Here is a 16,161-nt window from a genome sequence, read left to right as displayed (position 1 = left end):
GGGTCTCCGGGTGCACGCTACCGGGCCGCGAGCGAAAGATGAATCCGACTCACCTAAGTGGTTCGCCCACCGCTCCATTGACGGAACAGGTGGTACGCGTCGCGGGCCAGCTCGTAGGCCGCGTCGCGGACCGACTGGTCCGTTTTCATCGCGTACACCACCACCAGCGCGGCCACCGGCGCCGCGAGCAGTACCGCGGCGCTGAGCAGGAACTGCAGGAACCGCACGAACCGGCTACGGCGACGGGGCCGACGCCGCTCGGGTGCGGGCGCCGGTTTCCGGCGGCCCTTCGACGCGGGCGGCTGGGGAGGCGACGCGGGCGGCACGGCCCCGACCACGGGCCGGGCGGCGGATGACACCGGGTCGGCCGACCGCTTCGCGCGGGTGGCCGTGGGCATCGCCCGGGTCGTACCGGAACGGGACCGGGACGGCGGGCGGGTCGGCGCGGTGCTGGCGCTCGCCCGTCCGGCCGCCGGTGACAGCGGCCGCGTCGCCGGGCCGGGCAGCGGGGTCGGCTCGCAGGCGACCGTGGCGTCCGGATCGGGCACCCACGGCCCCGGATCCGCGTGCGGCCACGGGTCCACGGCCGGTGGCGGCAGGTCGGCCCCGCGCGGCCCGGACCGCACCGTCTCGGCGTCATCGACCCCGGCGGACGGACGCGGCCGCGACAACACCGTCTCCGCGTCATCGACATCACCCGGCGAACGCGACCCCAACACCGTCTCCGCATCGCCCGCCCCGGCGGGCGAACGCGACCCCGACAACACCGTCTCGGCGTCGTCGACCCCGGCAGGCGGGCGCGACCCCGACAACACCGTCTCCGCGTCGTCGACCCCGGCAGGCGGGCGCAACCCCGACAACACCGTCTCCGCGTCGTCGACCCCGGCCGAGCGGCGGGTCGCCTCGGCGCGGCGTGCGGCCATCAGCCGGATCTCGGCGGTCGGCCCCGGTGCGGCGGGCTCGGCGGCCAGCAGGGCGGCGTCGGCCAGGATGCTGCCCTCGGCCACCACCAGCTCCGGCTGCTCGATCACCACGGGCGCCTCGCCGAGGGCCCGGTGCAGCAGCGTCGCCACCAGCGGGATCCGGCTCGCCCCGCCGACCAGGAACACCCCGGCCAGGCGGCCCTCCGGCAGGTCCGCCCAGCGCAGCAGCTCGGCGGTGACCCGTACGGTCTGCTCCAGCACCGGCCGGGCCAGCGCCTCCAGCTCGTCGCGGGTGAGGTGCACCTCCAGCCCCAGCAGCGGCACCACGAGATCCGCGGCCTGGGTCCGGGACAGCCGCTCCTTGGCCACCCGTACGTCGTCCCACAGCTGGCGCTGGGCGCGCCGCTCCTCGACCGTCGTGGGCTCGACCAGGCGCTGCCAGGCGGCGGCGTCACGCTCGGCACAGTACGCGCCGAGGTGCTCCACGATCGCCGCGTCCACGTCCAGCCCGCCGATGTCGTCGCGGCCGTCGACCGCCATGACCTCGAACCCCTCGCCGGTACGGGCGACCACGCTGGCGTCGAAGGTGCCCGCCCCGAAGTCGTGCACCACCACGACCGAGCCGATCGGCACATCGCGCCCCAGCACCTCGGCGAAGTACGTGGCGGCCGCGACCGGCTCGGCGACCAGCCGGGCACCGGTCAACCCGGCCCGGGCGGCGGCCTCGGCCAGCAGGCCCCGCCGGGCGGCGCCCCAGGTCGCGGGGCAGGTGAGCGTCACGTCGGGGCGTACCGGGCCGACCGCCCGGTGCCACTCCTCGGCGACGCGGGCCAGCACGGCCGCGATCAGGTCCACCACCGGCAGCTCGTGATCGCCGAGCAGCACCGTGCCGTCGTCGATGCGGCGCTTCGGATTGGGCTCGAAGCGGGCCGGTTCCAGCCGGGCGCTGTGCACGGCGTCGCGGCCGACGATCAGCTGGCCGTCGGGCTCGGCGTACACGGCGGAGGGCAGCAGCGGAGAGCCGTCGACGAGGATCGGCCGGGCCCGCCCGTCCGGCCAGCGGGCCACGGCGACGGTGTTGGAGGTGCCGAAGTCGACGCCGAGCGCGTGCCGCCGAGACCGGCCCTGGTCGGAGGACATGCGCGTCAGTCTAGGCGGTGCCCGCCGCCGGATGATCTCCCCGCATGGGGGTGGTCATCCGGCGGCCCGCACACCTCAGCGGCCGGTGAACTTCGGCTTGCGCTTCTGCACGAAAGCGGTCGTGCCCTCCACCCGGTCGTCGGTGGCGAACAGGCCCGCGAACAGCTGACTCTCCCAGGCCAGACCCGCGGCCAGGTCCATGCTGAGGCCGCCGTCGACCGCCAGCTTCGCGGCGCGCAGGGCCAGGGCGGGACCATTCAGGTACGGCCGGATCAGCTCGACCGCGGTCTCGTACACCTCGGCGGCGGGCGCCACCCGGTCGGCGAGGCCGATCCGCAGCGCCTCGTCGGCGTCGACCATCCGGCCCGAGAAGATCAGGTCCTTGGCGCGGGCCGGGCCCACCAGCCGGGCCAGCCGCTGGGTGCCACCGGCGCCCGGGATCAGCCCGAGCTTGATCTCCGGCTGGCCGAGCTTCGCGTCGTCGGCGACCACGCGCCAGTCGCAGGCCAGGGCCAGCTCGCAGCCGCCGCCCAGGGCGTACCCGGTGATCGCGGCGACCACCGGCTTGGGGATCCGGGCGACCGCGTCGAACGCCGACGACAGCGCCGCCGCACGTACGGTCATGTCCTGGTAGCTGGTGGTGGTGAACTCCGTGATGTCCGCGCCGGCCGCGAACACCTTCTCCCCGCCGTACACGATGACCGCGCGCACCTCCGGGTCCTGCTCCGCCGCCTGCGCCGCCGCCCGCAACTCCTCCTGGACCTGCGTGTTCAGCGCATTCATCGGGGGTCGTTCGAGCCTGATGGTGCCGATGCCGTCGGTGGTCTCGAGCCGTACGAAGTCGCCCACGCTGCCGCCTCCTGAATGTCGATTCAGGTCAGCCTACGACGGGTACCCGATAGGGTGTTGCCGGCTGTGGAGGAGGCAGGATTGATCACCTACTACCCGGACCGAGACGTCGTGACATCGTCCGGCATCCGCATAGGAGGCCGGAGCCAGCGGGCCGTCGGTCCGGTGCCGCGGTGAAGCGGGAGGTGATCGCCCTGGCGGCGCTGCTGGCCACCTCCGGCGTGGGTCACTTCGCGCGACCGGAGCCGTTCGACCGGATCGTGCCGCGGACACTGCCCGGCAGCCCCCGGACCTGGACGTACCTGAGCGGGGCGGCGGAGCTGGCGGTGGCCGCGGCCCTGACCCGGCCGGGCACCCGTCGGCACGGCGCGCTGGCGGCGGCCGCGCTGTTCGTCGCGGTGTTCCCGGCCAACGTCAAGATGGCCGTCGACTGGCGGCACGCCCCACCGGTGTACCGCAGCGCCGCGTACGCCCGGCTGCCGCTGCAGGTGCCGCTGGTCTGGTGGGCGCTGCGGGTGGCCCGCTCGGCGCGCTGAGCGGGAGACCGCGGGCGGGGTGGCCCGGCCGAGTTCGCGAAACCGCCCCGCACCGGCGTCCGGACGGGCGAGGATCAGTGCACCATGACAGCCACCCAGGTACGCCCGACCGGCATCGCGCGCACGTTCGGCGACGACGAACTCATCGTCACGAAGACCGACCCGCGCGGCATCATCACGTACGCGAATGATGTCTTTCTGCGGGTCTCCGCGCTCACCGAGGAGGGCGCGATCGGCTACCCGCACAGCGTGATCCGCCACCCGGACATGCCGCGCGCGGTATTCAAGCTGCTCTGGGACACCCTGGAGATGCGCCAGGAGATGTTCGCCTACATCCAGAACCTGGCCGTGGACGGCGCGCACTACTGGGTGTTCGCTCACGTCACCCCGACCATCGACGTGACCGGGCAGGTGGTCGGCTACCACTCCAACCGGCGCACCCCGGACGCCTCCGCGGTCGCCGCGGTGACGGAGCTGTACGCGGAACTGCGCGCCGAGGAGCAACGGCACGCCGGGGCACGTCAGGCCGTGGCGGCATCCGCCGTCCTGCTGGAGCAGAAGCTGGTCGAGCGCGGACAGACCTATGAGGAGTTCGTGTGGGAGCTCACGAACAAGGGCCAACCGTGAAGCACCGGGCCAAGGGCACCGCCGTGCGGCATCGGGCGGAGCCGCTGCCCGAGCCCCCGGCGGAGGCCACCACGGCGCTGCGGCTCATCGCCGAGGTGTGCCGCCGCGCCCAGGGCGGTGACCTGGAGGCGCGCCTGCCCCCGCTGGGCCACGCCGAGGTCGACGTGGCGGCGCGCACGGCGATCAACGGACTGCTGGACATCATCGACGCGTACGTCCGGGAATCGAGCGCCGCGCTGGCGGCCGCCGCCGACGGCCGGTTCCACCGCCGCTTCCTGACCCGGGGCCTGCTCGGGTCGTTCCGCCAGGGCGCGGAGCTGATCAGCCGGTCGACCGACGCGATGAGCAGCTCCGCGGACCACCTGGTCGAGGCGCGGCAGTCCCGGGTGGCGCTGGCCGACGAGCTGGAGTCGGCCGTCCTGACGGTCTCCGAGCAGGTGGCGACCGCGGCCACGGAGATGGGCGCGTCGGCCAAGGGGCTGGCGGACTTCGCCCGCGACGCGGTGGCCGATGCCGAGCGCGGCCTGGAGACCGTCGGCTCGCTGCGCAGCTCGTCCGAGCAGATCCGGCACGCGGTCGACCTGATCAACCAGGTGGCGTCGCAGACCCGGCTGCTGGCGCTGAACGCCACGATCGAGGCGGCCCGGGCCGGGGAGGCCGGTCGCGGCTTCAGCGTGGTGGCGGGCGAGGTCAAGACGCTGGCGAACGAGACCAGCAGCTCCAGCGAGGAGATCATGACCCAGGTCAGCACGGTGCAGCAGGCGGCCGCGGACGCGATCGCCGTGCTGGAGGCCGTGACGGGCAACATCCGGGAGATGAGTGGCCTGGTCAACGGCATCGCGGTCGCCGTGGACGGCGGTGGTTCGGTCGGCACGACCGGGTTGTCCCAGCTGGCCGAGGTGCTGCGCAGCGAGGTCAACCGCTTCGTCACCACGGCCCGGCAGGGCTGAGCTCAGCCGCCGCCGTACAGCGCGTCGATGTCGGCGCGGGTGGGCAGCGACACCGAGGCACCGACCGTACGCACGCAGACCGCGCCCGCCGCGGCCGCCCACCGGACCGCCTCGACCAGGTCACGGCCCTCACCCCAGGCCACCGCGAGCGCGCCCGTGAACGCGTCACCCGCCGCGGTCGAGTCGGCCACCTCCACCCGGTACGCGGGAATCCGCTCGTCGCGGCCGTCGCGTTCGGCGTACCGGGCGCCGTCGGCGCCGAGGGTGAGCACCACCAGGGGCGCCAGGGCCAGCAGCGCGCCCAGGTCCGGCTCGGGCAGCCCGGTGACGGCGCGGGCCTCGTTCTCGTTGACCACGAGCAGATCCACGGCCGCCAGCAACTCCGGCGGCAGGGGCCGGGCCGGGGCGGCGTTGAGCACCACCCGGGTGCCGGCGGCGCGGGCCACCCGGGCGGCCTCGGTGACGGTCGCGACCGGGATCTCCTGCTGGCAGACGAGGACGTCGGCGTCGCCGATCGCCGCCCGTTCCGCCGCCGTGAGGTCGGTGAACGTGCTGTTCGCGCCGGGGCTCACGATGATCGAGTTCTCGCCGTGGCGGTCCACCATGATGACCGCCACCCCGGAGGAGCCGTAGCTGACCCGCAGGTGGGTCGTGTCCACCCCGGACGCGGTCAGCCGCGCCTTCAGCGACACCCCGAACGCGTCCGAGCCGATGGCGCCGAGGAACGTGCACCGGCCGCCCGCGCGGGCCGCCGCGATGGCCTGGTTGGCGCCCTTGCCGCCGGGGACCATGAGAAAGTCGTCCCCGAGGACCGTCTCCCCCGGCACCGGCAGCCGCTCGGCGAGGCCGACCAGGTCCATGTTGGCGCTGCCGGCAACGACGATCCCCGGTTCACGCAGTGCTGGCTTTTGCGTGCGCTCGCGGCCCTCGCTGCGCTCGGTGCACTCGCTCACGCGCCGCGGGCGGTGTACCGGTCGGCGGTGCGCTGCACCACCAGCGGCAGGCCGAAGGTCTTGGACAGGTTCTCCGCGGTCAGCGTCTCGCCGAGCAGGCCGGCGGCGACGACGGTGCCCTCGCGCAGCAGCATGGCGTGGGTGAAGCCGGGCGGGATCTCCTCGACGTGGTGGGTGACCAGCACCATGGCCGGCGCGTCAGGATCGAGGGCCAGGTCGGTGAGCCGGGCGACGAGATCCTCCCGGCCGCCCAGGTCCAGCCCGGCCGACGGCTCGTCGAGCAGCATCAGCTCTGGGTCGGTCATCAGCGCCCGGGCGATCTGGGTGCGCTTGCGCTCGCCCTCGGACAGGGTGCCGAACTCGCGTTCGGCCAGCGGGCCCATGCCGACCTGGTCGAGCAGGGCGCGGGCCCGGGCCTCGTCCTGCGGGTCGTACTCCTCGCGCCACCGGCCCGTCACGGACCACGCCGCGGTCACCACCACGTCGAGCACGCGTTCGGTGGGCGGCAGCCGGTCGGCGAACGACCCGGTGGTCAACCCGACCCGGGTACGCAGCTCGTTGACGTCCGTGCGACCCAGCCGTTCACCCAGCACCCACGCCGTGCCGCGCGACGGGTGCAGCCGGGCCGAGGCGAGATTGAGCAGGGTGGTCTTGCCCGCGCCGTTGGGGCCGAGCACCACCCAGCGTTCGTCCAGTTCGACCTGCCAGGACAGGCCGCGGACCAGGAAGTTGCCGCCGCGGATCACGCTCACTCGGTCGAACTTGAGGACGGTGTCGGCGTCGGGGGGCGTGGGTGCGGCAGCGTCGAGCACGGCTCCATCCAACCACGCACCCGGTCCGGCTCCGACAACGTGCCGGGGCGTGCTCATCCGGTGGTGGAGCCGAACACCTCATCGCGTACGGCGTCCAGCGCGGTACGCAGCGCCCCGGTCAGCACCGGCTCGGCGGCCACCTCGCTGAGCACGACGCGCGGCGAGACCAGGGAGATCGTGGCGACCTCCCGTTCGACCCGCTCGGCCAGGGCGACGCCGCCCGCCTGGTTGACCTCGCCGCCGAGGACGATCAGCGGCGGGTCCAGGACGGCGCAGGTGGCGGCGACACCGAGGGCGAGACGCCGGGCCAGCTCATCGAGGACCGGCTCCCCGGACTCGCCCGCGGCGACCGCGGCGCGCACCACGTCGGCGGCGCCGGCGCCCTTGAAGCCGTGTTCCCTGCCGATGGCCTTGACCGCGTCGGCCCCGGCGATCGTCTGGAACGCCCCCTTGACGCCGTGCCGGGACGCGTGGCGCGGGATCTCGGCCCCGGCCACCGGCAGGTACCCGATCTCCCCGGCCGCGCCGGAGGCGCCCTGGTGCAGCCGGCCGTTGATGACACTGGCCAGGCCGACGCCGCGCCCGACCCAGAACAGCACGAAGTCGTCGACCCCGACGGCCGCGCCGGTGTGCGCCTCGGCGACCGCGGCGAGGTTCACGTCGTTACCGAAGACCACCGGCGTGCTCAGGTCCTTGCGCAGCTCGTCGAGCAGGCCCCGGTGCCAGCGCGGTAGGTCCCAGGCGAAGGAGATCTCGCCCGTCGTCGGGTCCACCAGGCCGGGCGTGCCCAGCACCACCCGGCGTACGGAACTCATGTCGGCGCCCGCCCGCGCCGCGGCCTGCACGACCGCGCTGTGCACGACCCCGACGGGGTCGTCGGTGTCCTTGGTCGACAGCTCGACCCGGCCGATGATCGCCCCGGTGATGTCGGCGCACGCGGCGAGCACCCGGTCGGGGCCGACATCGACGCCGATGACGTGCGCGCTGCCGGGGGTGACGGCGTAGAGCTGCGCGTTGGGCCCGCGGCCACCGGCCTGCTCCCCGACGCGGCGCACCAGGCCGCGCTCCTCCAGCCGTTCGACCAGTTGCGAGGCGGTGACCTTGCTGAGGCCGGTCATCTCGCCGAGCTGGGCGCGGGTCAGTGGGCCACGGGTCAGCAGCAGTTCGAGGGCCGCGCGGTCGTTGAGCGCGCGCAACAGCCGGGGGGTCCCCGGGAGGCGGGTGGCTGCCATAGCTCCTCTGTCCCCTAGTATTTAGGATTGTTTCCTATTACAGTTGCGGCGCACATCACGTGACCGCAGCGTAACGGTCGGCACGCTACCCGACTGCGGCACGTGGCCTATCGACACCCGGCGATCATGACAGTTCATGGTCCGGGAGGACCAGGGTGCGAACGGCCGGACCCGCGAACGGAAGGACACCCATGGCGATCGATCCCGCACTGCGCCGCCTCGCCCTGCGGACCCTGCTGGCCGCCTTCCCCGGCACCGCCGCTCCGGACTGGGCGCTGGCCCTGCTCGACGAGGGGCTCGCCGGTCACACCCTGTTCGGCGGGAACGTCGCCGACCGCGACCAGGTCGCCGGGCTCACCGCCGAGCTGCGCCGGGCGCGGGCGGACGTCCTGATCGCCATCGACGAGGAGGGCGGCGACGTCACCCGGCTGGCGCACCGGACCGGCAGCCCGTACCCGGGTAATGCCGCGCTGGGTGCGGTCGACGACGTGGATCTCACCCGATCGGTGTACGCGGCCATCGGCGCCGACCTGGCCGCCGCCGGCGTGAACCTGAACCTGGCCCCCACGGTCGACGTGAACACCGCGGACGACAACCCGATCATCGGCACCCGCTCTTTCGGCGCCGACCCGGCCCGGGTGGCCCGGCACGCGGCCGCCGCCGTCGCGGGCCTGCAGGGCGTCGGCGTGGCCGCCTGTGCCAAGCACTTCCCCGGCCACGGCGCCACGATCGCCGACTCCCACCTGGAACTGCCCACGGTCGACGCGCCGCTGGCCGTGCTGCGCGAGCGGGACCTGCCGCCGTTCGCGGCGGTCGTCTCGGCCGGCGTCCAGGCGGTGATGACCGCGCACATCCGGGTGCCGGACCTGACCGGCGACGGCCCGGCCACGTTCAGCCGCGCGGCCGTGACCGACCTGCTGCGCCACGAGTACGGCTTCGGTGGAGCGGTGGTCACGGACGCCCTGGAGATGCGCGGCGCCGCCGGGGCCGCCGGTGGCATCGGCAGGGCGGCCGTCCGCGCGCTCGCCGCCGGGGCCGACCTGCTCTGCGTCGGTGCCGAGGTGGATCACGCCCTGGTCGAGGCGGTCGCCGCCGAGATCGTGGCCGGGGTGCGCGACGGCCGCCTGGCGGCGGCCCGTCTGGAGGAGGCCGCGGAGCGCACCGCCGCGCTGGCCGCCTGGGCGAAGTCGGGCGACGGGATCGCGCCGGTCGACACCGATCTCGGGTACGCCGCGGCGCGTCGCGCGGTCCGGGTCGAGGGCTCGCTGGCCGGCCTGACCGGCCCACTCGTGGTGCAGCTGGCGTCCGGCCACTCGATCGCCGAGGGCCGGGTGCCGTGGGGCCTGCAACCGCACCTGAACGGCACGGAGCAGATCACCGTGGTGGCCGCCGACGCATCACCGGAGGCACTGGTCGACCGGGCCGGCGACCGGCCGATCGTCGTGGTCGGACGGCACCACCACCGGGCCCCGGCCGCCCGTACGCTGATCGAGTGGCTGGCCGCCGCCCGCCCGGTCGTGGTGGTCGAGATGGGCTGGCCCTCGACCTGGCGCCCGGCGGGCGTCCGCGCGTTCGTCACCACGTACGGTGCCAGCCGCGCGAACGGCCGCGCCGCCGCGGTGGCCCTGGGCCTAGCCGTCGGCTAGAGGCTGGTCCGCCGCACCGGCGAGCGCCTCGTTCACGTGGCTGAGCAGCTCACCCGGCACGAACGGCTTACTCACCACCCCGTCGAAACACTCCAGGTCCTGCGCCGTGTACGCCTCGATCGAGCCGCTGACGACCACGACCGGAATGTGCCGCAGTTCCGGGTCGTCGTGGATCGCCTGACACAACTGCAGGCCGTCCATCCGCGGCATGCGGAAGTCGGTGACCACGGCGTGCGGATGGTGCTCCCGCACCGCCGCCAGCGCCTCGACGCCGTCCCCGGTGTCGATCACGGTGTGCCCCGCGTTGCGCAGAACCCGCTGGATCACGAACCGGATGTCGTCGTCGTCTTCCGCCGTCACAAGCACTGCCATCTGATCACCGTCCTCGCCGCAGCATTGCCGGACCGGAGGGCGACATCCGGCCGACGCGCGAATTCCACGCTGTCGGGTGGTGACCCGCCGAATCCCGCCGCTACTCGGACGACTGTGGTGGTTTGGTGGGTAGCTGGATCACGAACGTGGTACTCGAGCCGTGCCGGTCGGCCAGCTCGATGGTGCCGTGGTGGCGCTCGACGATGGCGCGGGTGATCACCAGGCCCAGCCCGGTGCCCGGAATCCGCTTGTCCACCGCGCTCGACGCACGGTAGAAGCGGCGGAACAACCGCGGGCGGTCTGCCTGCGGTATGCCGATACCGGTATCGGCAACGCTCCAGGTGATGCCCTCGGCCGATCCGTCGGTGTCGGCGGTGACCGTGACCGCGCCGCCGGCCGGGGTGTACTTGATCGCGTTGGAGAGCAGGTTGTCGGCGACCTGGCGCAGCCGGTGCGGATCGGCGTACAGCGGCAGCTCGCGCGGGACCCGCACCGTGACGGTCAGGTCCTTGTCCGCGGCGTGGGTGCCGAGCGCCTGCACCGCGGCTTCGATGATCTCGCTCAGATCGGTGGGCTCCGGACGTATCTCCAGATGGCCGGATTCGAGGCGCGCGAGGTCCAGCAGGTCCTCGGCCATGACGGACAGCCGCTGCGCGCTGCGCGCGATGGTGCGCAGGTAGGTGCGCTGGTCCTCCAGCGGCACGCTGCCGAGTTCCTCCTCGGCGACCGACGCGGTCGCCGTGATCACGGACAGCGGGTTACGCAGTTCATGCGTGACGAGCGTGAGGAACTCGTCCTTGGTGCGGGCCAGCTCGACGGCCAGTTCCTCCGCGCGGCGCCGGTCGAGGTACTGCCCGACCTGGGTGGCCAGCCCGGACAGCAGCGCGATGACGGCGTCCTGGGAATCCTCGACGCGGTCGCCGTAGACGCACAGTGCCCCGAGGGACTGGTCGAAGGCGCAGATCGGCACGCCGGTGGCCATGTGCAGTCCCGCACGGGCGGCGGCGCGGCTGCGCACCGATCCGGGGTCCACGGCCAGGTCGGGAATCCAGCGCGGCTGGTTGTTCAGGTACACCCGTCCGGGCAGGCCGTCGCCGGGTTCCATCTCCTCGACGGCGAACGCGCCGAGCGCGCGGCCGGGCGCGACGTGCCGGGCCTCGCAGCACAGCAGCTGACGACTCTCGTCGACCAGCCACAGCTCGACGACCGGCCAGCCCATCCGTACGCCGAGTGCCTCGACCACCCGGGCCGCCGCGCTGCTGCTGGAGTGCGCCTCGGCCAGGCCGCGGGCGACCGCTGACTCGGCCGCGAGGAACAGGCCGGCCCGGTGCGCGGACGTCACGTCGTGCGCGAACGCGTGGTACAGCCGTCCGCTCGGCTCGTGGGTGGCCGTCAGGGTCATCTCGATCGGGAACTCGTGACCGTCGCGGTGCAGCGCGGACAGCTGAAGTCGCTCACCGAGGACCCGGCCGGGTTCGCCCGCGGCCAGCCGGGCCAGTCCGGCGCGATGCGCCGCGCGGTGCCGCTCCGGGATGATCAGTTCCTCGATCCGGCGCCCGCAGGCCTCCTCGGACGTATAGCCGAAGGTGCTCTCGGCGGCGGGATTCCAGCTGACCACCCGCCCCGTCGCGTCGCTGCAGACGTACGCCTCCAGCGCGGCCGCAAGCACTGCCTGCGGGTCATGCGTCACGGCGTCGCCACAGCCGACCTCCATCACATCCCCCCGAGGGCCACGAAGTAGCGCCCGCCAGGTATCCGCGACATAGCCCTCGCGGGGAGCCTAGCCGCGCCGACCACCGGCCGTTCGCGCAACGGCAACTGTCGCCCGGCTGTCCGGTTAGCCGTCCGGTGATCGTCAGCACACCTCTTGAACGCGTTCAACAAAGCGGCTTAGGCTGTGCCCACGAAAGTTGAACGTGTTCGAGAAAGGCAACTGCCATGGATCACAAGGTCTGGATGTACCTGGCCTACCTGGCCGTCAGCGTCGGGCTGACGGTGTGGGTGGCCACCACCCTGTCGCGCAACGGGCTGGTCTTCCTGGAGGACGTGTTCGAGGACGGCCGACTGGCCCGCGCTGTCAACCACCTGCTGGTCATGGGCTTCTACCTGCTCAACCTCGGCTACGTCACGGTGGCCATGCGGTCCAGCGCGGCCGTGCCCGACGCGGGACGGGCGCTGGAGGTGCTCTCCACCAAGATCGGCCTGGTCCTGCTGGTCCTCGGCGTCCTGCACTTCTGCAACGTCTTCTTCCTCGGGCGCTACCGCCGGGGCCGCCTGCGCCGCCAGCAGGCCCAGCCGCCGCTGCCGCCCGCCGGGCGCCTGCCGATGCACCCCCAGCAGCGCCCACCGGCCGCACCGCAGCCGGGCCTGGCGTGACCGGGCCGACCACCGCAGATCCGGCCGGACACGGGGCCGGCCGGGTCAGCGGGTTCACCGTCCTGTTCGACGCCGGGTGCCCGGTGTGCCGGGCCGCGCGGCGGTGGCTGGCGGGCCGGGCCCAGCTCGTACCCCTGGAGTTCGTCGCGGCCGGGTCCGCCGAGGCCCGGCGGCGCTTCCCGGGCCTGGACCACGCCGCCACCCTGCGCGACCTGACCGTGGTCGCGGACACCGGGGACGTGTACGTGTCCGACGCCGCCTGGCTGGCCTGCCTCTGGGCGCTGGCCGACCACCGGGCCATGGCCGAGCGGCTCAGCTCACCCCGGCTGTTGCCCGCCGCGCGCCGCTTCATCGCCGCGGCGGCCGCCGTCCGGGATCGCACCCGCACCTCCGACTACGGTGACGTCTGTGACGACCGCTGCCGCTGACCCGTCCGGAGCCCCGACCGGCGACGACACCCCCGGAACCCCGGCCGGTGAGGGGAAACCGCGCCGGGCCCGGGGCGAGCAGACCCGGGAGCTGATCCTGCAGACCGCACTGCGGCTGTTCCGCGAGCGGGGGTACGCGGAGACCACGATGCGGGCGATCGCCAAGGAGGCCGGGGTCGCGGTCGGCAACGCCTACTACTACTTCGATTCCAAGGAACACCTGATCCAGGGGTTCTACGACCAGAACCAGGCCGCGCACCGGACGGCCGTGGCGTCGGTCCTGGCCACCGAACGGGACTTCGCCGCCCGGCTGCGCGCGGCACTGCACGCCGGGATCGACGTGAACGCGCCGTACCACGCGTTCGCGGCGACGTTCTTCAAGAGCGCGGCCGAGCCGTCGTCGCCGCTCAGCCCGTTCTCGGCGGAGTCGTCCCCGGCGCGTGAGGCGGCCATCGGGATCTTCCGGGAGGTGGTGGAGGGCTCGTCGGCCAAGCTGGACCCGGAGCTGCGCAAGGAGCTGCCCGAGCTGCTCTGGCTGGGGTGGATGGGGGTCGTGCTGTTCTGGGTCTACGACTCCTCACCGGACCAGCGCCGGACCCGGCGGTTGATCGACGGCGCCGTCCCGCTGGTCGACCGGCTGGTGACGCTGTCCCGGCTGCGGGTGCTGCGACCCGCGCTGCGCCAGGTCACCGGCCTCATCGCAACGCTGCGTCGCGACGATTGATCACTCTGTGCAATGAAGAAGCGTCACACAATGTGATCTCCCGGCGCACCGCCCGATGCGGAGCCGGGTTGTTTAGGGCGGTTAACTCCGGAAAATCCGCATCTGACGGTGTGGGGCCAGCCAGCCGAACGGACAGATCGTCTACGGAGCGCTTCCGATAAAGGGCAATCACCACCTACCGTTACATCTGGTAGGTGGATCTGGGGAACGCCGCGGGACGCTGGGATACGGGACCATCCTGGCCCCCGCGGCACAGACAGTGAGCCGGGCGCCCGGCGGCTTCGGGAGCAGTCGTCAGCGCCCGGCTCACCCTGCCTCAACCGGCCCCGCCTCAACCGGCCCTGCCTCAACCGGCCCCGCCTCAACCGGCGCGAAGGGCTGGAAGCGGCGCAGCCGCAGGCTGTTCAGCACGACGAAGATCGAGCTCAACGCCATCGCCGCCCCCGCGATCATCGGATTGAGCAGCCCGGCCGCCGCCAGCGGCAGCGCCGCCACGTTGTACGCGAACGCCCAGAACAGATTCCCGTGGATCACCCCGAGGGTGCGCCGGGACAACCGCACGGCGTCCACGGCCGCGGACAGGTCGTCGCGCATCAGGGTCAGGTCGGACGCCTCGATCGCCACGTCGGTCCCGGCACCCATGGCGATGCCCAGGTCGGCCCCGGCCAGCGCGGCCGCGTCGTTCACCCCGTCACCGACCATCGCCACGGCGCGGCCGCCGCCCTGCAACCGCCGTACCGCGTCGAGCTTGCCCTCGGGCCGCACCCCGGCCACCACCTCGTCGACGCCGACCTCGGCGGCCACCGCCCGCGCGACCGCGGGCGCGTCCCCGGTGAGCAGGATCGGGGTCAGGCCCAGCCCGCGCAGCCGGGAGATCGCGGCGGCGCTGCTCGGGCGTACCCGATCGGCGAGGCCCAGCCGCCCCAGCACCGCGCCGTCCGCGCGGACCGTCACCCAGGTCCGTGCCGTGTCCTCGACGGCATCGTCGTCGCGTCCGATGTGGATCTCGACGTCGCCGACCCTCGCCTGCACCCCGACCCCGGCCGACGCCCGGAAGTCGGAGATCGCGGGCAGCGGCCCGCATTCGGCGGTGGCCGCGCGGGCGATGGCCCGCCCCAGCGGATGCTCCGAGGCCGTCTCCACCGCACCGGCCAACCGCAGCAGTTCCGCGCGGTCGCGGCCGGGCGCGGGCTCCACCGCCACGACCTCCATCCGGCCCGTGGTCACGGTGCCGGTCTTGTCCAGCACGATCGTGTCGATGCGCCGCGCGGACTCCAGCGCCTCCACGCCCCGGACCAGGATGCCCAGCTGGGCGCCCCGGCCCGTGCCCACCAGCAGCGCGGTGGGGGTGGCCAGGCCGAGGGCACACGGGCAGGCGATGATCAGTACGGCCACCGCAGCGGTGAACGCCGCCGTGGTCTCCGCCCCCGCGCCCAGCCAGAACCCGAGCGTGCCCACCGACAGCGCGATCACGAGCGGCACGAACACCCCGGAGATCCGGTCGGCCAGCCGCTGCACCGCCGCCTTGCCGTCCTGCGCCTGCTCCACGAGGCGGGCCATCTGGGCGAGCTGGGTGTCCGCACCGACGCGGGTGGCCCGCACGACGAGGCGGCCGCCCGCGTTCACGGTGGCGCCGGTGACCGGGTCCCCGGTACGCACCTCGACCGGGACGGACTCGCCCGTGAGCATGCTCAGGTCCAGCGCCGACGCCCCGTCGACCACGACCCCGTCGGTGGCGACCTTCTCCCCCGGCCGGACCACGAACTCGTCGCCGACCGCCAGCTGCTCGGCCGGGATCTCACGTTCCACACCGTCGCGCAGCAGCGTGACCCGCTTGGCGCCCATTTCCAGCAGCGCCCGCAGGGCGTCACCGGAGCGCCGCTTGGCCCGCGCCTCCAGGTATCGCCCGGCCAGCAGGAACGTGGTGACCCCGGCCGCCGCCTCCAGGTAGATGGCGTCCTCGCCGCCGCCCGCGCGCAGCGTGAACGGGTGCGTCATGCCGGGCATCCCCGCGTCGCCGAAGAACAGCGCCCACACCGACCACCCGAACGCCGCCAGGGTGCCGAGGCTGACCAGGGTGTCCATGCTGGCGGTGCCGTGCCGCAGATTCACGAACGCCGACCGGTGGAACGGCCACCCGCCGTACGCGACGACCGGGGCGGCCAGCGTCAGCGACAGCCACTGCCAGTAGGTGAACTGCCAGGCCGGGACCATGGCCAGCACGACGACCGGCACGGTCAGCACCGCGGAGATGATCAGCCGGGTACGCAGCGGGTCCGCCGCCGGGGCCGGGGGCTGTTCCGGCGTGGCCGGCAGCGCGGCGGTGTACCCGGTCTTCTCGACCACGGCGATGAGGTCCTCGGCGGTGATCCCGGACGGCACGGTGGCCCGCGCCTTCTCCGTGGCGTAGTTGACCGTGGCGGTCACGCCGTCGAGCCGGTTGAGCTTCTTCTCGATGCGGTTGGCGCAGGCCGCGCAGGTCATCCCGCCGATCTCGAGCTCGATCTGCCGTGTCACACGCCCACTCTATACCCCTCGGGGGTACCTCGCCAGGCCGCTCGGAAACGCCGACGCCCCGCCGCAGGGCAGCGGC

At 73.6% G+C, this 16,161-nt stretch carries 15 protein-coding genes; 7 read left to right on the top strand and 8 right to left on the bottom strand.

What is annotated here, in order from left to right:
* Window positions 1–53: 53 nt before the first annotated feature.
* Entirely contained in the window at window positions 54–2,063 is a 2,010-nt protein-coding gene (locus ACMCNN_RS04985; RefSeq protein WP_412744992.1) for an Hsp70 family protein, read from the bottom strand.
* Between the two features lie 75 nt (window positions 2,064–2,138).
* Window positions 2,139–2,912 carry an enoyl-CoA hydratase/isomerase family protein gene (locus tag ACMCNN_RS04980; protein WP_412744991.1) on the bottom strand — a complete coding sequence of 258 codons (774 nt, stop codon included), beginning with the start codon at window positions 2,910–2,912 and terminating at the stop codon, window positions 2,139–2,141.
* A gap of 173 nt (window positions 2,913–3,085) precedes the next feature.
* Between ACMCNN_RS04980 and ACMCNN_RS04975 the strand changes: the two genes are divergently transcribed.
* The 3 genes from ACMCNN_RS04975 to ACMCNN_RS04965 all read left to right on the top strand — a co-directional run bounded on the left by ACMCNN_RS04975 (window position 3,086) and on the right by ACMCNN_RS04965 (window position 5,025).
* Window positions 3,086–3,448 (top strand): MauE/DoxX family redox-associated membrane protein, encoded by a 363-nt coding sequence (locus ACMCNN_RS04975; protein ID WP_412744990.1) that lies wholly within the window; start codon window positions 3,086–3,088, stop codon window positions 3,446–3,448.
* 84 nt (window positions 3,449–3,532) lie between these two features.
* Window positions 3,533–4,075, top strand: coding sequence for a PAS domain-containing protein (locus ACMCNN_RS04970; RefSeq protein WP_412744989.1), 543 nt, complete (start codon window positions 3,533–3,535; stop codon window positions 4,073–4,075).
* Window positions 4,072–5,025, top strand: coding sequence for a methyl-accepting chemotaxis protein (locus ACMCNN_RS04965; RefSeq protein ID WP_412744988.1), 954 nt, complete (start codon window positions 4,072–4,074; stop codon window positions 5,023–5,025). The genes ACMCNN_RS04970 and ACMCNN_RS04965 overlap by 4 nt, the downstream gene beginning before the upstream one ends.
* 2 nt (window positions 5,026–5,027) lie before the next feature.
* Here ACMCNN_RS04965 and ACMCNN_RS04960 read toward each other — a convergent pair whose 3' ends face one another.
* Genes ACMCNN_RS04960 through ACMCNN_RS04950 form a run of 3 tightly spaced genes read right to left on the bottom strand, consistent with a single transcriptional unit; the run spans window position 5,028 to window position 8,022 of the window.
* Entirely contained in the window at window positions 5,028–5,924 is an 897-nt protein-coding gene (locus ACMCNN_RS04960; RefSeq protein WP_412747060.1) for a ribokinase, read from the bottom strand.
* Between the two features lie 50 nt (window positions 5,925–5,974).
* On the bottom strand, window positions 5,975–6,847 hold the full coding sequence (locus ACMCNN_RS04955) for an ABC transporter ATP-binding protein (protein WP_412744987.1): 873 nt from the start codon (window positions 6,845–6,847) through the stop codon (window positions 5,975–5,977).
* Entirely contained in the window at window positions 6,844–8,022 is a 1,179-nt protein-coding gene (locus ACMCNN_RS04950) for an ROK family transcriptional regulator (protein WP_412744986.1), read from the bottom strand. The genes ACMCNN_RS04955 and ACMCNN_RS04950 overlap by 4 nt, the downstream gene beginning before the upstream one ends.
* Window positions 8,023–8,213: 191 nt before the next feature.
* On the opposite strand from ACMCNN_RS04950, the gene ACMCNN_RS04945 reads away from it, so the two are divergent.
* Window positions 8,214–9,668, top strand: coding sequence for a glycoside hydrolase family 3 N-terminal domain-containing protein (locus ACMCNN_RS04945; protein WP_412744985.1), 1,455 nt, complete (start codon window positions 8,214–8,216; stop codon window positions 9,666–9,668).
* Here the strand turns inward: ACMCNN_RS04945 and ACMCNN_RS04940 are convergent.
* A complete protein-coding gene (locus ACMCNN_RS04940; protein WP_412744984.1) occupies window positions 9,654–10,040 on the bottom strand; it encodes a response regulator in 387 nt (128 codons plus the stop codon). The two genes, ACMCNN_RS04945 and ACMCNN_RS04940, sit on opposite strands and share 15 nt — an antisense overlap.
* A 100-nt stretch (window positions 10,041–10,140) precedes the next feature.
* On the bottom strand, window positions 10,141–11,730 hold the full coding sequence (locus ACMCNN_RS04935) for an ATP-binding protein (protein WP_412744983.1): 1,590 nt from the start codon (window positions 11,728–11,730) through the stop codon (window positions 10,141–10,143).
* A 248-nt stretch (window positions 11,731–11,978) separates the two neighbouring features.
* Here ACMCNN_RS04935 and ACMCNN_RS04930 point away from each other — a divergent pair, with 248 nt between their 5' ends.
* From ACMCNN_RS04930 to ACMCNN_RS04920, 3 genes are read left to right on the top strand one after another with little or no spacing between them, the layout of a single operon-like run.
* The gene (locus ACMCNN_RS04930; RefSeq protein WP_412744982.1) at window positions 11,979–12,416 is read left to right on the top strand and encodes a hypothetical protein; all 438 of its coding nucleotides are present in this window, start codon (window positions 11,979–11,981) and stop codon (window positions 12,414–12,416) included.
* Window positions 12,413–12,844, top strand: a complete 432-nt coding sequence (locus ACMCNN_RS04925) for a thiol-disulfide oxidoreductase DCC family protein (protein WP_412744981.1) — start codon at window positions 12,413–12,415, stop codon at window positions 12,842–12,844. The genes ACMCNN_RS04930 and ACMCNN_RS04925 overlap by 4 nt, the downstream gene beginning before the upstream one ends.
* A complete protein-coding gene (locus ACMCNN_RS04920; RefSeq protein WP_412744980.1) occupies window positions 12,825–13,568 on the top strand; it encodes a TetR/AcrR family transcriptional regulator in 744 nt (247 codons plus the stop codon). The genes ACMCNN_RS04925 and ACMCNN_RS04920 overlap by 20 nt, the downstream gene beginning before the upstream one ends.
* A 306-nt stretch (window positions 13,569–13,874) precedes the next feature.
* Here ACMCNN_RS04920 and ACMCNN_RS04915 read toward each other — a convergent pair whose 3' ends face one another.
* Window positions 13,875–16,052 carry a heavy metal translocating P-type ATPase gene (locus tag ACMCNN_RS04915; RefSeq protein ID WP_412747059.1) on the bottom strand — a complete coding sequence of 726 codons (2,178 nt, stop codon included), beginning with the start codon at window positions 16,050–16,052 and terminating at the stop codon, window positions 13,875–13,877.
* Between the last annotated feature and the right edge of the window lie 109 nt (window positions 16,053–16,161).

It is taken from the genome of Krasilnikovia sp. MM14-A1004 (assembly GCF_047159485.1).
In the GTDB taxonomy this organism is placed as follows: Bacteria; Actinomycetota; Actinomycetes; order Mycobacteriales; family Micromonosporaceae; genus Actinoplanes.
The sequence above is the reverse complement of the archived record's forward strand: the minus strand, read 5'-3'. Positions and strand labels throughout refer to the sequence as shown.

Excerpts from the sequence above, each read along its gene's own strand:
- ACMCNN_RS04940 (WP_412744984.1), bottom strand. The coding sequence starts at position 10,040 with ATGGCAGTGCTTGTGACGGCGGAAGACGACGACGACATCCGGTTCGTG.
- ACMCNN_RS04955 (WP_412744987.1), bottom strand. The coding sequence starts at position 6,847 with ATGAGCACGCCCCGGCACGTTGTCGGAGCCGGACCGGGTGCGTGGTTG.
- ACMCNN_RS04945 (WP_412744985.1), top strand. The coding sequence starts at position 8,214 with ATGGCGATCGATCCCGCACTGCGCCGCCTCGCCCTGCGGACCCTGCTG.
- ACMCNN_RS04915 (WP_412747059.1), bottom strand. The coding sequence starts at position 16,052 with ATGACCTGCGCGGCCTGCGCCAACCGCATCGAGAAGAAGCTCAACCGG.
- ACMCNN_RS04950 (WP_412744986.1), bottom strand. The coding sequence starts at position 8,022 with ATGGCAGCCACCCGCCTCCCGGGGACCCCCCGGCTGTTGCGCGCGCTC.
- ACMCNN_RS04930 (WP_412744982.1), top strand. The coding sequence starts at position 11,979 with ATGGATCACAAGGTCTGGATGTACCTGGCCTACCTGGCCGTCAGCGTC.
- ACMCNN_RS04970 (WP_412744989.1), top strand. The coding sequence starts at position 3,533 with ATGACAGCCACCCAGGTACGCCCGACCGGCATCGCGCGCACGTTCGGC.
- ACMCNN_RS04985 (WP_412744992.1), bottom strand. The coding sequence starts at position 2,063 with ATGTCCTCCGACCAGGGCCGGTCTCGGCGGCACGCGCTCGGCGTCGAC.